Below are 18,429 nucleotides of genomic sequence, written 5' to 3' on the forward strand. Positions count from 1 at the left end.
CCGTATGAGCGACTCCATCAGCTCCATCCTTTCGCAGATCCGCAGCTACCAGGGCCAGGTCGGCCAGGCGGCGCAGACGCGGGTGGGCGATGTCGGCCGCAGCAATGCGATCGAAGGCCTGGCCGGCAACCAGGGCGTGCAGGGCCCCAGCTTCACCGAGACCCTGCGCAACGCGATCGGCGGCGTGAACGAGGCCCAGCAGAAGTCCGGCGAGCTCGCCAAGGCCTTCGAACTGGGCGATCCCAGCGCGGATCTGGCCAAGGTGATGCTGGCCGCGCAACAGTCCCAGGTGGCGTTTCGCGCTACCGTGGAAGTCCGCAACCGACTCGTCCAGGCGTACCAGGACGTGATGAACATGCCGCTGTAAGGGTAGAAGACGATGGCGCTTGCGATCAGCAAAGAGACATTCAACACCGAGAAGGCGGGCGCCTGGTTCGACCGCCTGCAGAGCCTGCAGCTCACCCGTCGCATCGGCCTGATGGCGATGATCGCGGTGGCCGTGGCGGCCGGCCTGTTCGTGTTCTTCTGGTCGCAGAAGCCGGCCTACACCCCGCTGTACACCGGCCTGGACGAGAAAGGCACCGCCGAGGCCACCGACCTGCTGCGCACCGCGCAGATCCCGTTCAAGCTCGACCAGGCCACCGGCGCGATCACCGTACCGGAGGACAAGCTGTACGACGCGCGGCTGAAGCTGGCCGGCTCCGGCCTGACCGACAACGGCAACATGGGCTTCGAGGTGATGGAGAAGGATCCCGGCTTCGGGGTCAGCCAGTTCGTGGAGAACGCGCGCTACCAGCACGCCCTGGAAACCGAACTGGCGCGCACCATCGCCAGCCTGCGCCCGGTGCGCGAGGCGCGGGTGCACCTGGCCATCCCCAAGCCGAGCGCGTTCACCCGCCAGCGCGAGGCCGCCAGCGCCTCGGTGGTGCTGGAACTGCGCGGCGGCACCACCCTGGAACGCAACCAGGTCGATGCGATCGTCAACATGGTCGCCTCCAGCATCCCCGACCTGGCGCCGGACCGCGTCACCGTGGTCGACCAGAGCGGGCGCATGCTGACCATCGCCGACCCCAACAGCGACGCCGCGCTCAACGCCGCCCAGTTCGACCAGGTGCGGCGCCAGGAAAGCGCCTACAACCAGCGCATCCGCGAACTGCTGGAGCCGATGACCGGCCCCGGCCGGGTCAACCCGGAAGTGAACGTGGACATGGATTTCTCGGTGGTCGAGGAAGCCCGCGAGCTGTACAACGGCGACCCGCCGAAGCTGCGCAGCGAGCAGGTCAGCGACAGCAGCACCAGCACCAGCGGTCCGCAGGGCGCACCGGGCGCGACCAGCAACTCGCCGGGCAGCGCGCCGGGCCAGCCGGGCGCCACCGGCGCCCCGCCCGCCCCCGGCACTGCCGGCACCCAGCAGACCGCCGCCGCGACGCCGACCGAAAGTTCCAAGAGCGCCACCCGCAACTACGAACTGGACCGCACCCTGCAGCACACCCGCCAGCCGGCCGGCCGCATCAAGCGCGTCTCGGTGGCGGTGCTGGTGGACCACGTGATGCGCCCGGGCGCCAAGGGCAAGATGACCGAGCAGGCGCTCAGCGCCGCCGAGCTGACCCGGATCGAAGGCCTGGTCAAGCAGGCGGTGGGCTTCAATGCCGAGCGCGGCGACACCGTCTCGGTGATGAACGCCCCGTTCGTCCGCCAGGCGCCGGAAGCGGCCGACAAGCCCGGTTGGTGGGAAGATCCGCGGGTGATGAACGGCCTGCGCCTGGTGTTGGGTGCGGCGGTGGTGCTGGCGCTGCTGTTCGGCGTGCTGCGCCCGGCGCTGCACCAGATCGCCGGTCCCGCGCCGGCCGCATCGGTCGGCCACGACCGCGACGGCAACGAACCGCGCGACGCCAAGCTGTCGATGCTCGACGACGACAACCCGCTGCTGCCGTCGCTGGGCGAGGATACCGCCAGCCTCAGCGGCGGCACCGGCGGCAACCCCGCCATCGCTCTGCCCGACGCCTACGAAGAACGGTTGCGCCAGGCCCGCGAAGCGGTCAAACAGGATTCCAAGCGCGTGGCGCAGGTCGTGAAGGGATGGGTCGCCAGTGAAGCCTGATGCGAATGCAATGAACGGCACCCAGCGCGCCGCCGTGCTGCTGCTGTCGCTCGGCGAGGCCGACGCGGCCGAGGTGCTCAAGCACATGGACCCCAAGGAGGTGCAGAAGATCGGCATCGCCATGGCGACACTGAGCGGCATCTCGCGCGACCAGGTCGACAAGGTCATGGAAGAGTTCAATGCCGAGCTGGGCAGCAAGACCTCGCTGGGCGTGGGCGCCGACGACTACATCCGCAACGTGCTGGTGCAGGCGCTGGGCGCCGACAAGGCCGGCAGCCTGATCGACCGCATCCTGCTGGGCCGCAACACCACCGGCCTGGACACCCTGAAGTGGATGGACCCGCGCTCCATCGCCGACCTGGTGCGCAACGAGCATCCGCAGATCATCGCCATCGTGATGGCGCACCTGGACAGCGACCAGGCCGCCGAAGCGCTGAAGCTGCTGCCCGAGCGCACCCGCGCCGACGTGCTGATGCGCATCGCCACCCTCGACGGCATCCCGCCGCACGCGCTCAACGAACTCAACGAGATCATGGAGCGGCAGTTCTCCGGCAACCAGAACCTGAAGTCGTCCAACGTCGGCGGGGTCAAGGTCGCGGCCAACATCCTCAACTTCCTGGACAGCGGCTCGGACCAGGGCGTGCTGTCGGCGATCAGCAAGATCGACGCCGACCTGGGCAGCCGCATCCAGGACCTGATGTTCGTGTTCGACAACCTGGTGGAGCTGGACGACCGCGCCCTGCAGACCATGCTGCGCGAGGTCAGTGGCGACCGCCTCGGCCTGGCCCTGCGCGGCGCCGACATCAAGGTGCGCGACAAGATCACCAAGAACATGTCCCAGCGCGCCGCCGAGATCCTGCTGGAAGACATGGAGGCCCGCGGCCCGGTACGCCTGGCCGACGTGGAGGCCGCGCAGAAGGAGATCCTGGCGATCGTGCGGCGCCTGGCCGATGAGGGCGTGATCAGCCTCGGCGGCGGTGGTGCGGAGGCCATGGTATGAACGGCAACGTGGTGCGCTGGCTGGCGCCGGAACTCGATGCCCCGCCGTTGTCGGCGGCGCAGCCGTACGAGGACGTGCTGCCGGACGAGCCGGTGCTGCGCCCGCCGAGCCTGGAGGAGATCCAGGCGATCGAGGCCGCGGCCCAGCACGAAGGCTTCGAACGCGGCCACGCCGAAGGCCTGGCCCAGGGCCAGGCCGAGATCCGCCGCCTGACCGCGCAGATCGAAGGCATCCTGGACAACTTCTCGCGGCCGCTGGCGCGGCTGGAGAACGAAGTGGTCGGCGCGCTCGGCGAACTGGCCGTGCGCATCGCCGGCAGTCTGGTCGGCCGCGCCTACCAGGCCGACCCGGTGCTGCTGTCGGAACTGGTCGCCGAGGCCCTGGACGCGGTCGGCGGCGCGCGCCGCGACGTCGAGGTGCGCCTGCACCCGGACGACATCGCCGCGCTGACCCCGCTGCTGACGATGATGGACCAGGGCATCCGGCTGGTGCCGGACCTGAGCCTGAGCCGCGGCGACCTGCGCGTGCACGCCGAATCGGTGCGCATCGACGGCACCCTGGAGGCGCGCCTGCGCGCGGCCCTGGAGACGGTGATGCGCAAGTCCGGAGCGGGCCTGTGAGCGCGCTGTCCGGCACCCACCCCGCCGACTGGCTGGATGCGCGCAACCTGCGCCTGGCCGGCCGCCTGGGCAGGCTCGACCTGGACGCGGCCGCCGGCCGCGGCCTGATCCGCGAAGGCATCCTGCGCCGTGCGGTCGGCCTGACCCTGGAAGCGGTCGGCTGCGAGGCGCCGATGGGCGCCACCTGCAAGGTCGAGGTCGACGGCGGCTGGGTCGACGCCGAAGTGGTCGGCTTCTCCGGCGACCGCACCTCGCTGATGCCCAGCGCCGAAACTCATGGCCTGCTGCCCAACGCGCGGGTGGTGCCGCTGCACCGCCGCGGCGGCGTGGAAGTGGGCGAAGGCCTGCTCGGCCGGGTCATCGATTCGGACGGCGTGCCGCTGGACGGCAAGGGCCCGATCCGCGCCGAAGGCTCGGTGGGCATGGCCGGCGTGTCGATCAACCCGCTGGCGCGCGAACCCATCACCACCCCGCTGGACGTCGGCGTGCGCGCGATCAATGCGCTGCTGCCGATCGGCCGCGGCCAGCGCGTGGGCCTGTTCGCCGGCTCCGGCGTCGGCAAGTCCACCCTGCTGGGCATGATGACCCGCTACACCGCCGCCGACGTGATCGTGGTCGGGCTGATCGGCGAACGCGGCCGCGAAGTGCGCGATTTCGTCGAGACCACCCTCGGCGAGGAAGGCCTGCGCCGCGCCGTGGTGGTCGCCGCCCCGGCCGATCGCCCGCTGCTGGCGCGCCTGCATGGCGCCTACCGCGCCACCGCCATCGCCGAGTGGTTCCGCGACCAGGGCCTGAACGTGCTGCTGCTGATGGACTCGCTGACCCGCTTCGCCCAGGCCCAGCGCGAGATCGGCCTGTCGGTGGGCGAGCCGCCGACCACCCGCGGCTATCCGCCGTCGGTGTTCGCCAAGCTGCCGGCCTTGGTCGAGCGCGCCGGCAATGGCGCCAAGGGCCGCGGCTCGATCACCGCCTTCTACACCGTACTGACCGAAGGCGACGATCCGCAGGACCCGATCGCCGACGCCGCCCGCGCCATCCTCGACGGCCATATCCTGCTGTCGCGACGCGTCGCCGACAGCGGGCTGTACCCGGCCATCGACGTCGAGTCCTCGGTCAGCCGCGTGGTCCAGGACATCGCCGACGAGCCGTGGCGCCTGCGCATCCGCTCGCTGAAGCGGCTGGTGTCGGCGTACTCGGCCAACCGCGACCTGATCACCATCGGCGCCTACCAGCGCGGCAACGATCCGGCCGTGGACGAAGCGCTGGAACGCTGGCCGGAGATCATGGAATTCCTCGGACAGGACGTCGCCAAAGCCGCAGATCTGCCCCACAGCCAGGCCGCCCTGAAGCGCCTGGTCGACCGCGAGAACTAAGCCATGATGCAATCGCAACGTCTCGATCCCCTGCTCCGCCGCGCCCAGCAGCACGAAGACGAGGTCGCCCGCGATCTCGCCGAGCGCCAGCGCACCCTGGCCACCCACGAGTCGCGGCTGGAGGAACTGCGCCGCTACGCCGAGGAGTACGCCAACAGCCAGATGGCGGCGACCAGCCTGGCGCAGCTGGCCAACCGCCGCGCCTTCCTGGACCGGTTGGAGAGCGCGGTGCAGCAGCAGTGCCAGACCGTGGACCGCAACCGCGAAAAGGTGGAGATGGAGCGCAGCCGGCTGCTGCTGGCCAGCCGCGACAAGCAGGTGCTGGAACAGCTCGCGGCCAGCTACCGCGCGCAGGAACGCAAGGTCGACGACCGCCGCAGCCAGCGCGAGATGGACGACCTGGGCGCGCGCCGTGCGCGCCTGGCGGCCACCGCCGACGAACACGAGAACGGAGACGGACGATGAACAACGCGCTTTCCGCGCTGGGCGGCAGCGGCCGCGCCAGCCAGATCGGCGGCGGCAACGACAGCCAGGGCCTTGACCGCAGCGGCGGCAAGGACAAGGACTTCGCCAAGCTGCTCGGCGGCGGCTCGGCGCGCACCACCGCGCCCAAGCCCGCTGCCCGCGAGACGGCCAAGCCGGCGCAAGACACCGACAAGAGCCAGGCGGACAAGCGCCCGGCTGCCGCCGACGACGCCGCCAGCGATCCCGCGCGCACCGCGCAGGCCGGCGACAAGGTCGCCCAGGACACCGAGAAGAGCAGCACCGAGACCAAGGCCTCGGGCAAGGACAAGGGCAAGGCCGAGGACACCCGCGACGACGCCAAGCCGGACGAGAGCGCTTGGCCGCCGGCCGGGCTGGCTGGGATCGGCCTGGGCCTGTTGCCGGCGATCGGCGCGGCGGTGCTGCCCGCGGCCACGGCGACCCCGCTGGGCGCGGCCGCGAGCTTGGCCGTCGGCGTCGCCGGCGCCGTGGCCAATGGCGCCGCGGCCCTGCTCGGCGGCGGCGACGCGCTGCCGCAGACCGCGGCCGGCGTCACCGATCCGAATGCGGCCACCGCCGGCACCGCCAGCGCGGCGGCCGGCACCGCCCCGGCCTCGGCCGCCGGCGGCTTCGGCGCGATGCTGTTGGCGCAGGGCCGGTCGGCCGACAAGGCCGGCGGCGCCGAGACCGCGGCCCCGCTGGCGGCGCTGGCGGCCATCGCCGCCGCGGCTGGCGGCAAGACCGGCGAAGGCGGCGACGCCGCGCCCGCCGCCGACCCCAGCGCGATCGCGCCGACCGCGGCGGCCACGCCGCTGCACGCCACCGCGCGGCTGGCCGATGCACAGCCGTTCAGCGGCTCGCCGACGCCGACCCCGAACCTGCACGGCAACCAGTTCGACGAGGAACTGGGCGCGCGTATCAGCTGGCTGGCCGACCAGAAGATCGGCCACGCGCACATCAAGCTGAATCCGGCCGAGCTCGGCCCGGTCGAAGTGCGCCTGCACATGACCGGCGACCAGGTCAACGCCAGCTTCAGCAGCAACCAGGCCGACGTGCGCCAGGCCTTGGAGAACAGCCTGCCGCGCCTGCGCGACATGCTCGGCCAGCACGGCTTCCAGCTCGGCCAGGCCGACGTCGGCCATCAGCAGCCGCAGCAACAGCAGGCCAATGCGCAGGGCACCGCGCAGGGCGCCAGCCGCGGCGGCGGCGAGCTCGCCGACGACCTGTCCGGCAGCGTCGGGATTCCGGCGATGGTGCTGCGCCAGCGCGGCCTGCTCGACGCCTACGCCTGATCCTGGCGGCGCTGCCGCCTCCCCGAGCCGGGCGATTCCGTGTGTGGGAGGGGCTTCAGCCCCGACGCGTTATTCCGAACCGCGTCGGGGCTCAAGCCCCTCCCACATTGAATCCCTTCTCCTGCAAAGGTCCCAGCGCGTACTCCGCACTGCGCGCGGCGGCACCGTCAAACACCCGGCGCGCCAGGCGCCCGGTTTCGGCACGGCGATTGCATCCTCAGGGGCAGACCCCTTCAGGAGCCCGCACTGTGTCAGCCGCCGACAAATCCAAGAAAGACGCCAAGGACGCCCCGGAAGGCGGCAAGTCGAAGAAGATGCTGATCATCGTGGTCGCGGCCGTGCTGGTGCTCGGCGGCGGCGGTGCCGGCGCGTTCTTCTTCCTGAAGAAGCCCGAGGGCGGCCACGCCAAGGCCGAGGAGAAGACCGCCGAGATCCCCAAGCCGGCGCAGTACTTCGCGATGGACCCGGCGTTCGTGGTCAACCTCAACGGCGGCGCCGAAGACGGCCCGCACTACCTGCAGCTGGAAGTGCAGCTGATGACCCGCGACCCGGAAGAGCTGAAGCTGATCACCGAGAACGCCCCGGCGATCCGCGCGCACCTGCTGATGCTGTTCTCGCAGGTGCAGGCGCAGGACATCGCCGACATCGCCGGGCGCAAGAAGCTGCAGGCCGCGGCGCTGGCCGACGCGCAGAAGCTGATGACCGCCGAGACCGGCAAGAAGTGCGTGGAAGAACTGCTGTTCACCAGCTTCGTGACCCAGTAAGGCGCTGCCGCGATGACCGACCTGCTCTCCCAAGACGAGATCGATGCCCTGCTGCATGGCGTCGACGCCGGTGTGGTGGACACCGAGCCGGCGCCGGCCGAGCCGGGGGAAGCGCGCAACTACGACTTCTCCAGCCAGGACCGGATCATCCGTGGGCGCATGCCGACCCTGGAGATGGTCAACGAGCGCTTCGCCCGCCTGTGGCGAATCGGCCTGTTCAACCTGATCCGGCGCTCGGCCGATCTGTCGGTGCGCGGCATCGACCTGATCAAGTTCAACGACTACATGCACTCGCTGTACGTGCCGAGCAACCTGAACCTGATCAAGTTCAAGCCGCTGCGCGGCACCGGCCTGATCGTGTTCGAGCCGACCCTGGTGTTCACCGTGGTCGACAACTTCTTCGGCGGCGACGGCCGCTACCCCACCCGCATCGAGGGCCGCGAGTTCACCCCCACCGAGATGCGGGTGATCCAGCTGATGCTCAAGCAGACCTTCGCCGACCTGGCCGAAGCCTGGGCGCCGGTGATGGAGGTGGAGTTCGAGTACCTCAATTCCGAGGTCAACCCGCATTTCGCCAACATCGTCACCCCGCGCGAGTACGTGGTGGTCAGCCGCTTCCACGTCGAGCTGGAGGGCGGCGGCGGCGAGATCCACGTGACCCTGCCGTACTCGATGCTGGAGCCGATCCGCGAACTGCTCGACGCCGGCATCCAGAGCGACCGCGTGGACCGCGACGAGAGCTGGAACATTATGCTGCGCGAGCAACTGTTCGGCTCGGAAGTGACCATTTCCAGCGTGCTGGCGCAGAAGCAGATGAGCCTGCGCGAGCTGACCCGGCTGAAGATCGGCGACGTGCTGCCGATCGACCTGCCCAAGCAGGTGCCGCTGTGCGTGGAGAACATCCCGGTGTTCACCGGTGAGTTCGGCATCTCGCACGGCCAGAACGCGGTGAAGATCACCGCCACCCATCCCCCCGGCGCGCTGCGCCGCCGTCCCGCTCTCCAGGAAGACCTGCCATGACCCAGACCGATCCCACCCAGCCGGCGCCGGCCCAGTTCGACAGCCTGCAGCCGGACGCCATGGCCGAGTCCAACGACCTGAACCTGGACGTGATCCTGGACGTGCCGGTGACGCTGTCGCTGGAAGTGGGCCGCAGCCGCATTCCGATCCGCAACCTGCTGCAGCTCAACCAGGGGTCGGTGGTGGAACTGGAGCGCGGCGCCGGCGAACCGCTGGACGTGTACGTCAACGGCACCCTGATCGCGCATGGCGAAGTGGTGACCATCAACGACCGCTTCGGCGTGCGCCTGACCGACGTGGTCAGCCCCAGCGAGCGCATCCGGAGACTGCGGTGAGCCTGTTGCTCGCCGTCGCCACGCAGACCGCCAAGCACGGGTCGGGCGTCGGCAACGCGGCGCCGTCGGCGCCCAGCCTGCTCGGCGCGGTGTTCGCGCTGCTGCTGGTGCTGGGCCTGATCCTGGCCATGGCCTGGGTGCTCAAGCGCCTGCCCGGCAGCGGTTTCCGCCCGGCCCAGGGCCTGCGCGTGGTCGCCAGCCTGGCCGTTGGCGCCAAGGAGCGGGTGGTGGTGGTCGAGGTCAACGGCGAACAGCTGCTGCTCGGCGTGTCGCCCGGCGGGGTACGCACCTTGCATCAGCTGCCCGAGCCGCTGCCGCAGGCGCCCGCGCCGACCCTGCCCTCGATCAAGCAGTTCAAGCAGCTTCCCGATTTCGCCCAGCTTCTGGCGCAGAAGCTGCGCAAGGACAAATGACCATGCCGTTTTTCTGGAATCGCAACGCCCGCCGGCTGCGCCTGCTGCTGATCCTGCTGACGCTGAGCCTGCTGCCCGCCTTTGCCTGGGCGCAGGCCGCGCAGACGCCTGCCACCACGCCGACCGCGCAGAATCCGCAGAACGCCGCGCCCACCCTGCCCTCGCTGCCGGAGGTCAACGTCGGCAAGATCGGCGCGCAGCCGGTGAGCCTGCCGCTGCAGACCCTGCTGCTGATGACGGCGATCACCCTGCTGCCGTCGCTGCTGCTGGTGCTGACCGCCTTCACCCGCATCACCATCGTGCTGGGCCTGCTGCGGCAGGCGCTGGGCACCGGCCAGACCCCGTCCAATCAGGTGCTGATGGGCCTGGCGCTGTTCCTGACCGCACTGGTGATGATGCCGGTGTGGGAAAAGGCCTGGGGCCAGGGCATGAGCCCGTATCTCAACGGCCAGATCGATTTCCAGACGGCGTGGACGCTGACCACGCAGCCGCTGCGCGCGTTCATGCTGGCGCAGGTGCGCGAGACCGACCTGATGACCTTCGCCGGCATGGCCGGCAACGGCACCTACAGCGGCCCGGATGCGGTGCCGTTCCAGGTGCTGGTGGCCTCGTTCGTCACCAGCGAGCTGAAGACGGCGTTCGAGATCGGCTTCCTGATCTTCATCCCGTTCGTGATCATCGATCTGGTGGTGGCCAGCGTGCTGATGTCGATGGGCATGATGATGATGTCGCCGATGCTGATCTCGGCGCCGTTCAAGATCCTGCTGTTCGTGCTGGTCGATGGCTGGGTGCTGACGGTCGGCACGCTGGCCGCAAGTTTCAACGGGGTCTGAGGCCATGAGTCCGGAACTGGCGTTGACCGAGTTGCGCGGGGGGCTGATCACGGTGTTGTGGGTGGCGGGGCCGTTGTTGCTGGCGATGTTGGTGGTGGGTGTGGTGATCGGTGTGTTCCAGGCGGCGACGCAGCTCAATGAGCCGACCATTGCCTTCATCGCGAAGGTGATTGCGTTGACGGCGATGTTGTTCGCGACGGGGAGCATGTTGCTGGCGCATCTGGTGGAGTACACGACGATGCTGTTTCAGCGTATTCCGCATTTGATTGGGTAGCGGGGATGGCTGCGTTTGCCTCCCTCACTGCTCCTTCTCCCTTTGTGGTGGATGCCTCTGCCTGCTTTTCTTCATGTGGAGAGCAACAGCAAGAGCTTTCGCCTTGCGGCGAGTCACTTTTCTTTGCTTGTGCAAAGAAAAGTAACCAAAAGAAAGCACACCCCGCCTTCGCGCCCGCTACGCGGGTCCGCTCCGCTAGCGGGATTTTCGGACGGGGCATCCTGCCCCGGCCGAAAACGGCGCACGTCCCTGTGCGCCGCCCCCCTGCGGGGGGTTTGACCCGCCAGCTCCGCCGCTGCGGAGGGGACCCGGTGGATCAAGAGCAAAGCAACGGCAACGGCAGCGGCAGCGGAAAAAGCGATGGCTGCGGCCACGGCGGCTTCGACTTTGTCTTTGGCCTGGGTGCCGGTCGTGCTGTGTCCGTGGTTGTTCGGGGACTCGCCGGTCTGTCCTCGGCTTCAGGCCGCTCGCGTCTGGCAGTTGGTGCTGGCCGTTCCTTCGTGATGTCTGCCGGGGTCTCGGGCTGATGGATGCCGCCACGCAAATGGTCGTCGATGGGTCGCGGGCGTTCGCGATGGTCGGGGCGGTGCTGTGGACGATGCTGCGGATCGGGGCGATGTTCACGGTGATGCCGTTGGTGGGGACCAAGGCGGTGCCGGGACGGGTGCGGGTGATCCTGTCGGGGACGCTGGCCATCGCGCTGGCGCCGATCCTGCCGCCGGTGCCGGATTGGGATGGGTTCAATGCCGCAGTGGTGCTGAGCGTGGCCCGGGAGCTGGCGGTGGGGGCCAGCATGGGCTTCATGCTGCGCTTGATCTTCGAGGCCGGGGCGATGGCCGGGGAACTGGTCTCGCAGAGCACCGGCCTGGGTTTCGCGCAGATGGCCGATCCGCTGCGCGGGGTCAATTCCGGGGTGCTCGGGCAATGGTTCTACCTCGCCTTCGGGCTGATGTTCTTCACCACCAACGGGCACCTGGCGGTGGTGTCGCTGCTGGTGGACAGCTACAAGGCGCTGCCGATCGGCACCGCGCTGCCCGATGCGCAGGCCATGGCCTCGGTGGCGCCGAACTTCTTCATGAGCATGATGCGTGGCGCGGTGACCCTGGCGCTGCCGGTGATGGTGGCGATGATGGCGGTGAACCTGGCCTTCGGCGCACTGGCCAAGGCGGCGCCGTCGCTGAACCCGATCCAGCTCGGCCTGCCGGTGGCGGTAGTGCTGGGCCTGGCGTTGCTGGCGCTGCTGGTCGGCGAGATGGGACCGCCGGTGCAGCGCCTGTTCGACGCCGCCTTCGACGCCGCACGCGCGCTCACCGCCTAGGGCCGGTCGCCACTTCCCGGACAGGCCCTGGCCGGCGCTCAAGCTGCGCCACGACGCAGCCGATACCGACAGAGGCCATTGGTGTGACGCCTGGATGAGGGGCGGCGCCGTCGGCCGTCCTTACACTGCCGATCGCCGCCGTCCGCCTCTTCTTTCTTCGCCCGCCGTCCGCCATGTCCCATCGCCCGTCAGCGTTCGCTCGTGCCCGCCATCGCCGTGCCCCACGGCGGCGCAGCTGCGGCTGAGCGGCGCATGCGCACGGTCATGGGTCGATGCCTGCGATGGCCGCTGTGGCTGCTGCTGTCGTCACTGACCTGCACCGGCACCGCGCAGGCCCAGGTCATCCCGTTGCGGCACTATGCGCAGGATCAGGGCCTGCTCGGCCTGGCCGGGACCTGCCTGCTGCAGCGGCGCGACGGCAGCCTGCTGGTCTGCAGCGAAAGTGGGCTATACGCCTTCGACGGCGACCAGTTCCAGCAAGTGCCGCTGCAGGGCCGCGGCGGGCATTACATCTCCGACGCTGCCGAGGACGCCCAGCGGCGGCTGTGGGTGGCCACCTTCGATGCGATCTACGTCGACGACGGCGCCCCGGCGCGGTGGATCTCTCTGGAACATGGCAGGCTGCCGTCGCATCGTCCGCTGAACCGTCCGCGCCTGGCCGCGCCAGACTGGGGCACCGTGGTGCTGGATGACCACCATGTCCTGCGCGCGGTGCGCAACGCCGATACCATGGGATGGGAGCTGCAGCCCCTGTTCGATGCGGCGGTACTGGCGCGGCAGCCGGAACTGGCCGATGTCCACGACCTGTTCGTCGCCGACGGCACGCTATGGCTGGGCTGCGCCAAGGCCTTGTGCCGGGTCGATGCCGATGGCCGCGCGACCCGCTACGACCAGGCCCAGGGCCTGCCGCTCGAGTTGTGGCGCAACGCGGTCCGCGACCGCGACGGGAGCCTGTGGGTCGTCGGCAGCCGTAATGTGATGCGGTTGCCTGCCGGCGCGACGCGCTTCCAGCAACAGACACCCCCTGGGCTGGACGGACCGGCCCTGGTGACATGGCGCACGCCGCTCCTGCTGGACCCGCAAGGCCGCGTTCTGGTGCGCACCAACCAGGGCCTGGCGCGCTGGGAACAAGGGCACTGGCGCAGCTTCGACCGCCGCAACGGCCTGCCAGAGGGCAACGTCGTCGCCATGCGCTTCGACCAGGCCGGCGACCTGTGGCTGAGCATGGATGGCGAAGGCGTGCTGCGCTGGAACGGCTATGGCTGGATCGAGAACTGGGATGTGTCGCAGGGCATCAGCCGGGCGCCGACCTGGAGCATCGAGCGCACCCAGCGCGGCGATCTGTTGGTCGGCAACGAGGGCGGTGTGGACCGGCTGCGTGAGGATGGCCGCTTCCAGCGCTGGGCCAGCGACAACGGCACGCAGATGATCGGCCTGCGACGCGCTGCCGACGGCACGCTGTGGAGCATCGGGTCGGTCGGCGTGCTGCGCCACTACGACGCACAGGGCCGACTGCTGCGTGCCTACCCGCCACTGGAGGGCATCACCAAACAGCTGTTCGTGGATGCGAGCGGCCGGGTGTGGATCCTCACCAACCGAGGTGTCTATCTGCTGCCGCGAGACGACGCCGGGGCGGTGCCGCAAAAGGTGCAGGCACTGCCGGGCGGCGAGTACTCGGACATCCAGCAGCGCCACGACGGCAGCCTGCTGATGGTGGGCATGACCGGTGTCTTCCGCCTGCGCGGCGACACCTGGACCCCGATCCGGCTGGTCGTGGACGGCGCGCCGGCGCAGCCCGTGCTCAGCAAGCTGCTGGTCCTGGACGACGGCCAGGCCTGGGCCAGCCTGTATGGCCCCGGTGCCTGGCAGGGCCGTCTCGACGGCGACACCCTGCACCTGCAGCCGGCGGATGCGCAGTTGAGCGGCCTGCAGCTCTACAGCCTGCGCCGCACCCGCAACGGCTGGATCTGGATCTGCCACAACCAGGGCGTGGACGTCTACGACGGACGCGCCTGGTCGCGGCTGACCCAGGCCCAGGGCCTGCTCTGGAACGACATGTCCGAATCGGCCTTCCACGAGGACAGCGACGGCTCGGTCTGGCTCGGCAGCAGCCGCGGCGTCACCCACCTGCTGGATCCGGCGCGGCTGTTCCCGGCGCAGGCGCCGCGGCTGGCGCTCAAGGAATTCAGCCGCGGCGGCACGGCCATCGCCGAGGGCGCGCGCCTGCCCTGGAGCGAAGATCCGTTGCACATCGCCGTCGGTTCGCCGGACCTGTACGACGAACGCACCCGCATCAGCTTCCGCTACCGGTTCGAGGGCGCGCACACGCGCTGGCTGCACACGCCCAACTTCGAGTTCGAGCAACCGCCGCTGGCGCCGGGCCACTACGTGCTGGAGATCCAGTTGCTCGACGCCTACCGGCGCAGCGCCTCGGCGCCGCTGCGGGTGGCGTTCTCGGTGGCGCCGGTGTGGTGGCGCAGCCAGCCGATGCTGGCCCTGTACCTGCTGCTCGGCGGCGGCCTGCTGGTGGCGCTGCTGCATTGGCGCGAACGCCGCCTGCACCAGCGCCAGCGCGAACTGGCCGACCTGGTGGCGCGACGCACCGAGGAACTGGAACACGACAAGCGCGAACTGGAACTCGCCCGCGCCGCACTGGCGGTGAAAGCCTCGCACGATGCCCTCACCGGCCTGCTCAACCGCGCCGGCATCCTCGAGGCGCTGGCCGCGCAGATCCGCCGCAGCGACGCCGAACGGACCCCGCTGGCGGTGGCGATGATCGACCTGGACCATTTCAAGCGGATCAACGACGAACACGGCCACCTGGTCGGCGATGCGGTGCTGATCGAGGTGGCGCGGCGCCTGAGCGCCAACCTGCGCGACGCCGACCTGGTCGGCCGCTATGGTGGCGAGGAGCTGCTGGCCGTGCTGCCGGGCCTGCCGCCCAGTTGCCAGGAACGGCTGCAGGCGCTGCGCACCGTCATCGCCGGGCAGCCGCTGCGCATCGGCGAGCGGCCGCTGGCGATCACCGCCTCGATCGGCGTGGCCTGGTACCGGCCCGGCGAATCCCTGCAGCAATTGCTGGCGCGCGCCGATGCGGCGCTGTACCAGGCCAAGCGCCTGGGCCGCGACCGGGTGGAACTGCAGCCGGCCTAGCCGCGGCCGGACGGTGCGCCGCGGCAGCGCCGGGAGCCTGACCACGTAGCGGCACGGTCCTTGCACCGCGCAGGGTCGATCCTGGCCGAGCGCATCCCCCATGTCCGAGAGCGAAGAAGGCGCAGAGCGCACAGAACAGCCAACAGACAAACGCCTGCGCGAAGCCCGCGAACAGGGCAACATCCCGCATTCACGCGAACTGGCGACGGCGGCGGTGTTCAGCGCCGGCATCTTCGCCCTGATGGGCCTGTCCACCTCGATGACCGCCGGCGCCGTGGCCTGGCTGAAGCAGGCGCTACGCCCGGACCTGTCGATGCGCGCCCATCCGGAGGCGATGTTCGGCCATTTCGGCGAGCTGCTGCTGAACCTGCTCTGGGTGGTCCTGCCGCTGGTCGGCATCTGCTTTGCCGCCGGCTTCGCCGCGCCGGTGCTGATGGGCACCCTGCGCTTCTCCGGCCAGGCCTTGATCCCCAAGTTCGACCGGCTCAATCCGATGGCCGGGCTGAGCCGGATGTACGGCGCCGAGACCCTGGCCGAACTGCTGAAATCGATCCTGCGCATGGCGTTCGTGGGCGGCGCCGCGATGCTGTGCCTGTGGGGCAGCGTCGACTTCCTGCGCGGGCTGCTGCTGCAGCCGCTGGAACAGGCCATCGGCCACGGCCTGGGCTTCACCCTGAAGCTGCTGCTGTACACCGCCGGCGCACTGGCGCTGCTGGCCGCGATCGACGCGCCCTATCAGAAGTGGAATTACATCCGCAAATTGAAGATGACCCGCGAGGAAGTGCGCCGGGAAATGAAGGAAAGCGACGGCAGCCCCGAGGTCAAGGGCCGCATCCGCCAGATGCAGATGCAGATGTCGCAACGGCGGATGATGGAAGCCATCCCCAAGGCCGACGTGGTGGTGGTCAACCCCACCCACTATGCCGTGGCGCTGAAGTACGAAAGCGGGCGCATGCGCGCCCCCACCGTGGTGGCCAAGGGCGTGGACGAGATCGCCTTCCGCATCCGCGAGGTCGGCGAACAGCACCGCGTGGCGGTGATCTCGGCGCCGCCTTTGGCACGCGCCTTGTATAGGGAAGGCGAACTCGGCAAGGAAATTCCCGTGAGACTGTATTCGGCGGTGGCGCAGGTCCTCTCGTACGTCTACCAGCTGCGCGCCTGGCGCAGCGGGCCGATGCCGCCGTTGCCGCCGTTGGAAGTGGATGAATTCGCCCCGGGGAGCCAGCCATGAGTCAGCCCGCCGCGCAGATGAATACGCGCAAAGTCATGGACATGATCAAGCACGGGCTCGGCGCCCCGGTGATCGTGTTGCTGATGCTGGCGATGGTGGTGGTGCCGCTGGCCGCGCCGGTGCTGGACGCCCTGTTCACCTTCAACATCGCCATCTCGCTGATGGTGCTGCTGGCGGTGGTGTACGTGAAGCGGCCGCTGGAGTTCAGCATCTTCCCGATCGTGCTGCTGATGACCACGATGCTGCGCCTGGCGCTGAACGTGGCCTCCACCCGCGTGATCCTGATCAACGGCCAGGACGGCCACGGCGCCGCCGGCAAGGTCATCGAGGCCTTCGGCGAATTCGTGATTGGCGGCAACTATGCGGTCGGCATCGTGGTGTTCGCGATCCTGACCATCATCAACTTCGTGGTCATCACCAAGGGCGCCGGGCGCGTGTCGGAAGTGACCGCGCGCTTCATCCTCGACGCCATGCCCGGCAAGCAGATGGCGATCGACGCCGACCTCAACGCCGGCCTGCTGACCCGCGAGGAAGCCAAGGCCCGCCGCGAGGAAGTGCGCGAGGAAGCGGACTTCTACGGCTCGATGGACGGCGCCAGCAAGTTCATCCGCGGCGACGCCATCGCCGGCATCCTGATCCTGTTCATCAACCTGATCGGCGGCATGGCGGTCGGCGTGCTGCAGCATGGCATGCCGGTGGGACAGGCGGCCTCCACCTACACCCTGCTGTCGATCGGCGACGGCCTGGTCGCGCAGTTGCCGGCGCTGCTGGTGTCCTCGGCGGTGGCGATGCTGGTCACCCGCGCCTCGCGCTCGCAGGACATGGGCGCGTCGATGATGGGCCAGGTGTTCGGCCAGCATAAGGCGCTGGCGGTGGCCGCGGCGATCCTGGGCCTGGTCGGCCTGATCCCGGGCATGCCCAACGTCGCTTTCTTGACGCTGGCGCTGATCCTCGGCCTGCTGGCCTGGAAGATGTGGAAGCGCAGCCTGCAGCCGGCGCCGGCCGCCGCCGAGGCGGCGCCGCAGGCCGCGGCCGCGGCCCAGGCCAATGCCGAACTGGGCTGGGACGAACTGCGTCCGATCGACCCGCTGGGCCTGGAGGTCGGCTACCGGCTGATCCCGCTGGTGGACAAGGCCCAGGGCGGCGAGCTGATGGCCCGCATCAAGGGCGTGCGCCGCAAGCTGACCCAGGACATCGGCTTCCTGGTACCGCCGGTGCATATCCGCGACAACCTGGAACTGCCGGCCAACGCCTACCGCCTGCTGGTGCACGGGGTGCCGGTGGCCACCGCCGACATCCACCCGGACCGCGAACTGGCGCTGGACCCGGGCGGCGCGCTCGGCAAGATCGACGGCATTCCTGGCAAGGATCCGGCGTTCGGCCTGGATGCGATCTGGATCCAGCCGCACCTGCGTGCCCAGGCCGAGACCATGGGCTACACCGTGGTCGACCCGGCCACGGTGATCGCCACCCACCTCTCGCACCTGATCCGCGAGCACGCCCCGGAACTGCTCGGCCACGAGGAAGTGCAGCAGTTGCTGGCGACCCTGGCCAAGAGCGCGCCCAAGCTGGTCGAGGACCTCACCCCCAAGGCGCTGCCGCTGTCGGTGGTGGTGCGGGTGCTGCAGAACCTGCTGATCGAGAAGATCCCGGTGCGGCAGCTGCGCAAGATCGTCGAGGCCCTGGTCGAGCACGCCCCGCAGAGTCAGGAACCCGGCGCGCTCACCGCCGCCGTGCGCAACGCCCTGGGCCGTTTCATCGTCCAGGAGATCGCCGGCATGGCCCCGGAACTGCCGGTGTTCACCCTGGCCCCGCAATTGGAACGTGTCTTGCAGGACTCTACCCAGGGCAACGGCGCGGCGCTGGAACCCGGACTGGCCGAACGCTTGCACCAAAGTCTGGCGGACTGCGTGAGCAAGCAGGAGGCGCGCAACGAACCGGCGGTGGTGCTGGTGCCGGCGCAGGTCCGCGCCGCCCTCGCCCGCCTGGTCCGCCACAGCGTCCCCGCGCTGTCGGTCCTGTCCTACAGCGAAGTGCCGGAGGACAAGCGGCTGAAGCTGGTGGGGACGATCAGTTGATCGGCGGGGATTGGTGATTTGGGATTCGGGAGTCGCAACAGCGGGCCCGGCGCGCGGAGAGAGACAGCAATGACACGAACGAACACAACCAGAGCAAGGCGACCGGATAGCAGCCATGCCATGGCGACATCCGCGACCACC

The 18,429-nt window shown here is 69.6% G+C and carries 17 protein-coding genes; all 17 read left to right on the plus strand.

The features are described from left to right. The first annotated feature begins 4 nt into the window (after nt 1-4). The 17 genes from fliE to flhA all read left to right on the plus strand — a co-directional run bounded on the left by fliE (nt 5) and on the right by flhA (nt 18,288). Nucleotides 5-367: a flagellar hook-basal body complex protein FliE gene (gene fliE / locus ACP93_RS05915; RefSeq protein ID WP_048489838.1), complete on the plus strand. Its 363-nt coding sequence runs from the start codon at nt 5-7 to the stop codon at nt 365-367. A 12-nt stretch (nt 368-379) separates the two neighbouring features. Continuing rightward, the gene (gene fliF, locus ACP93_RS05920) at nt 380-2,101 is read left to right on the plus strand and encodes a flagellar basal-body MS-ring/collar protein FliF (protein WP_048489839.1); all 1,722 of its coding nucleotides are present in this window, start codon (nt 380-382) and stop codon (nt 2,099-2,101) included. Between the two features lie 10 nt (nt 2,102-2,111). Continuing rightward, nucleotides 2,112-3,101, plus strand: coding sequence for a flagellar motor switch protein FliG (gene fliG, locus ACP93_RS05925; protein ID WP_048489840.1), 990 nt, complete (start codon nt 2,112-2,114; stop codon nt 3,099-3,101). After that, nucleotides 3,098-3,721: a FliH/SctL family protein gene (locus ACP93_RS05930; protein WP_048489841.1), complete on the plus strand. Its 624-nt coding sequence runs from the start codon at nt 3,098-3,100 to the stop codon at nt 3,719-3,721. The genes fliG and ACP93_RS05930 overlap by 4 nt, the downstream gene beginning before the upstream one ends. After that, a complete protein-coding gene (locus ACP93_RS05935) occupies nt 3,718-5,094 on the plus strand; it encodes a FliI/YscN family ATPase (RefSeq protein ID WP_048489842.1) in 1,377 nt (458 codons plus the stop codon). Before ACP93_RS05930 ends, ACP93_RS05935 begins: the two co-directional genes overlap by 4 nt. A 3-nt stretch (nt 5,095-5,097) precedes the next feature. Continuing rightward, on the plus strand, nt 5,098-5,559 hold the full coding sequence (gene fliJ / locus ACP93_RS05940; RefSeq protein WP_048489843.1) for a flagellar export protein FliJ: 462 nt from the start codon (nt 5,098-5,100) through the stop codon (nt 5,557-5,559). Further along, complete coding sequence (locus tag ACP93_RS05945) at nt 5,556-6,869, plus strand: flagellar hook-length control protein FliK (protein ID WP_053069696.1); 1,314 nt, start codon at nt 5,556-5,558, stop codon at nt 6,867-6,869. Before fliJ ends, ACP93_RS05945 begins: the two co-directional genes overlap by 4 nt. A gap of 248 nt (nt 6,870-7,117) precedes the next feature. After that, complete coding sequence (locus ACP93_RS05950; protein WP_048489844.1) at nt 7,118-7,633, plus strand: flagellar basal body-associated FliL family protein; 516 nt, start codon at nt 7,118-7,120, stop codon at nt 7,631-7,633. A 12-nt stretch (nt 7,634-7,645) separates the two neighbouring features. Further along, complete coding sequence (gene fliM / locus ACP93_RS05955) at nt 7,646-8,653, plus strand: flagellar motor switch protein FliM (protein ID WP_019796142.1); 1,008 nt, start codon at nt 7,646-7,648, stop codon at nt 8,651-8,653. A 59-nt stretch (nt 8,654-8,712) separates the two neighbouring features. Continuing rightward, entirely contained in the window at nt 8,713-8,988 is a 276-nt protein-coding gene (gene fliN, locus ACP93_RS05960; protein WP_223875781.1) for a flagellar motor switch protein FliN, read from the plus strand. Further along, nucleotides 8,985-9,401 carry a flagellar biosynthetic protein FliO gene (gene fliO / locus ACP93_RS05965; RefSeq protein ID WP_048489845.1) on the plus strand — a complete coding sequence of 139 codons (417 nt, stop codon included), beginning with the start codon at nt 8,985-8,987 and terminating at the stop codon, nt 9,399-9,401. Before fliN ends, fliO begins: the two co-directional genes overlap by 4 nt. Before the next feature lie 2 nt (nt 9,402-9,403). Next, nucleotides 9,404-10,234 carry a flagellar type III secretion system pore protein FliP gene (gene fliP, locus ACP93_RS05970; protein WP_048489861.1) on the plus strand — a complete coding sequence of 277 codons (831 nt, stop codon included), beginning with the start codon at nt 9,404-9,406 and terminating at the stop codon, nt 10,232-10,234. Between the two features lie 4 nt (nt 10,235-10,238). After that, entirely contained in the window at nt 10,239-10,508 is a 270-nt protein-coding gene (locus tag ACP93_RS05975) for a flagellar biosynthetic protein FliQ (RefSeq protein ID WP_048489846.1), read from the plus strand. Nucleotides 10,509-11,034: 526 nt separating this feature from the next. Beyond that, nucleotides 11,035-11,826, plus strand: coding sequence for a flagellar biosynthetic protein FliR (fliR, locus tag ACP93_RS05980; RefSeq protein ID WP_048489847.1), 792 nt, complete (start codon nt 11,035-11,037; stop codon nt 11,824-11,826). 264 nt (nt 11,827-12,090) lie between these two features. Beyond that, nucleotides 12,091-14,979, plus strand: a complete 2,889-nt coding sequence (locus tag ACP93_RS05985) for a ligand-binding sensor domain-containing diguanylate cyclase (protein ID WP_048489848.1) — start codon at nt 12,091-12,093, stop codon at nt 14,977-14,979. A gap of 100 nt (nt 14,980-15,079) precedes the next feature. Beyond that, nucleotides 15,080-16,210 carry a flagellar biosynthesis protein FlhB gene (gene flhB / locus ACP93_RS05990; protein ID WP_048489849.1) on the plus strand — a complete coding sequence of 377 codons (1,131 nt, stop codon included), beginning with the start codon at nt 15,080-15,082 and terminating at the stop codon, nt 16,208-16,210. A gap of 17 nt (nt 16,211-16,227) precedes the next feature. Further along, nucleotides 16,228-18,288, plus strand: a complete 2,061-nt coding sequence (flhA, locus tag ACP93_RS05995) for a flagellar biosynthesis protein FlhA (RefSeq protein ID WP_184451994.1) — start codon at nt 16,228-16,230, stop codon at nt 18,286-18,288. Nucleotides 18,289-18,429: the final 141 nt, after the last annotated feature.

Source organism: Xanthomonas sp. NCPPB 1128, from assembly GCF_001043115.1.
Taxonomy (GTDB): domain Bacteria; phylum Pseudomonadota; class Gammaproteobacteria; order Xanthomonadales; family Xanthomonadaceae; genus Xanthomonas_A.

What these genes read in the sequence shown, in the direction of transcription:
- fliE (WP_048489838.1), top strand. Translation starts at nt 5, where the DNA reads ATGAGCGACTCCATCAGCTCCATCCTTTCGCAGATCCGCAGCTACCAG.
- fliF (WP_048489839.1), top strand. Translation starts at nt 380, where the DNA reads ATGGCGCTTGCGATCAGCAAAGAGACATTCAACACCGAGAAGGCGGGC.
- fliG (WP_048489840.1), top strand. Translation starts at nt 2,112, where the DNA reads ATGAACGGCACCCAGCGCGCCGCCGTGCTGCTGCTGTCGCTCGGCGAG.
- ACP93_RS05930 (WP_048489841.1), top strand. Translation starts at nt 3,098, where the DNA reads ATGAACGGCAACGTGGTGCGCTGGCTGGCGCCGGAACTCGATGCCCCG.
- fliJ (WP_048489843.1), top strand. Translation starts at nt 5,098, where the DNA reads ATGATGCAATCGCAACGTCTCGATCCCCTGCTCCGCCGCGCCCAGCAG.
- ACP93_RS05945 (WP_053069696.1), top strand. Translation starts at nt 5,556, where the DNA reads ATGAACAACGCGCTTTCCGCGCTGGGCGGCAGCGGCCGCGCCAGCCAG.
- fliM (WP_019796142.1), top strand. Translation starts at nt 7,646, where the DNA reads ATGACCGACCTGCTCTCCCAAGACGAGATCGATGCCCTGCTGCATGGC.
- fliN (WP_223875781.1), top strand. Translation starts at nt 8,713, where the DNA reads ATGGCCGAGTCCAACGACCTGAACCTGGACGTGATCCTGGACGTGCCG.
- fliP (WP_048489861.1), top strand. Translation starts at nt 9,404, where the DNA reads ATGCCGTTTTTCTGGAATCGCAACGCCCGCCGGCTGCGCCTGCTGCTG.
- ACP93_RS05975 (WP_048489846.1), top strand. Translation starts at nt 10,239, where the DNA reads ATGAGTCCGGAACTGGCGTTGACCGAGTTGCGCGGGGGGCTGATCACG.
- fliR (WP_048489847.1), top strand. Translation starts at nt 11,035, where the DNA reads ATGGATGCCGCCACGCAAATGGTCGTCGATGGGTCGCGGGCGTTCGCG.
- ACP93_RS05985 (WP_048489848.1), top strand. Translation starts at nt 12,091, where the DNA reads ATGGGTCGATGCCTGCGATGGCCGCTGTGGCTGCTGCTGTCGTCACTG.
- flhB (WP_048489849.1), top strand. Translation starts at nt 15,080, where the DNA reads ATGTCCGAGAGCGAAGAAGGCGCAGAGCGCACAGAACAGCCAACAGAC.
- flhA (WP_184451994.1), top strand. Translation starts at nt 16,228, where the DNA reads ATGAATACGCGCAAAGTCATGGACATGATCAAGCACGGGCTCGGCGCC.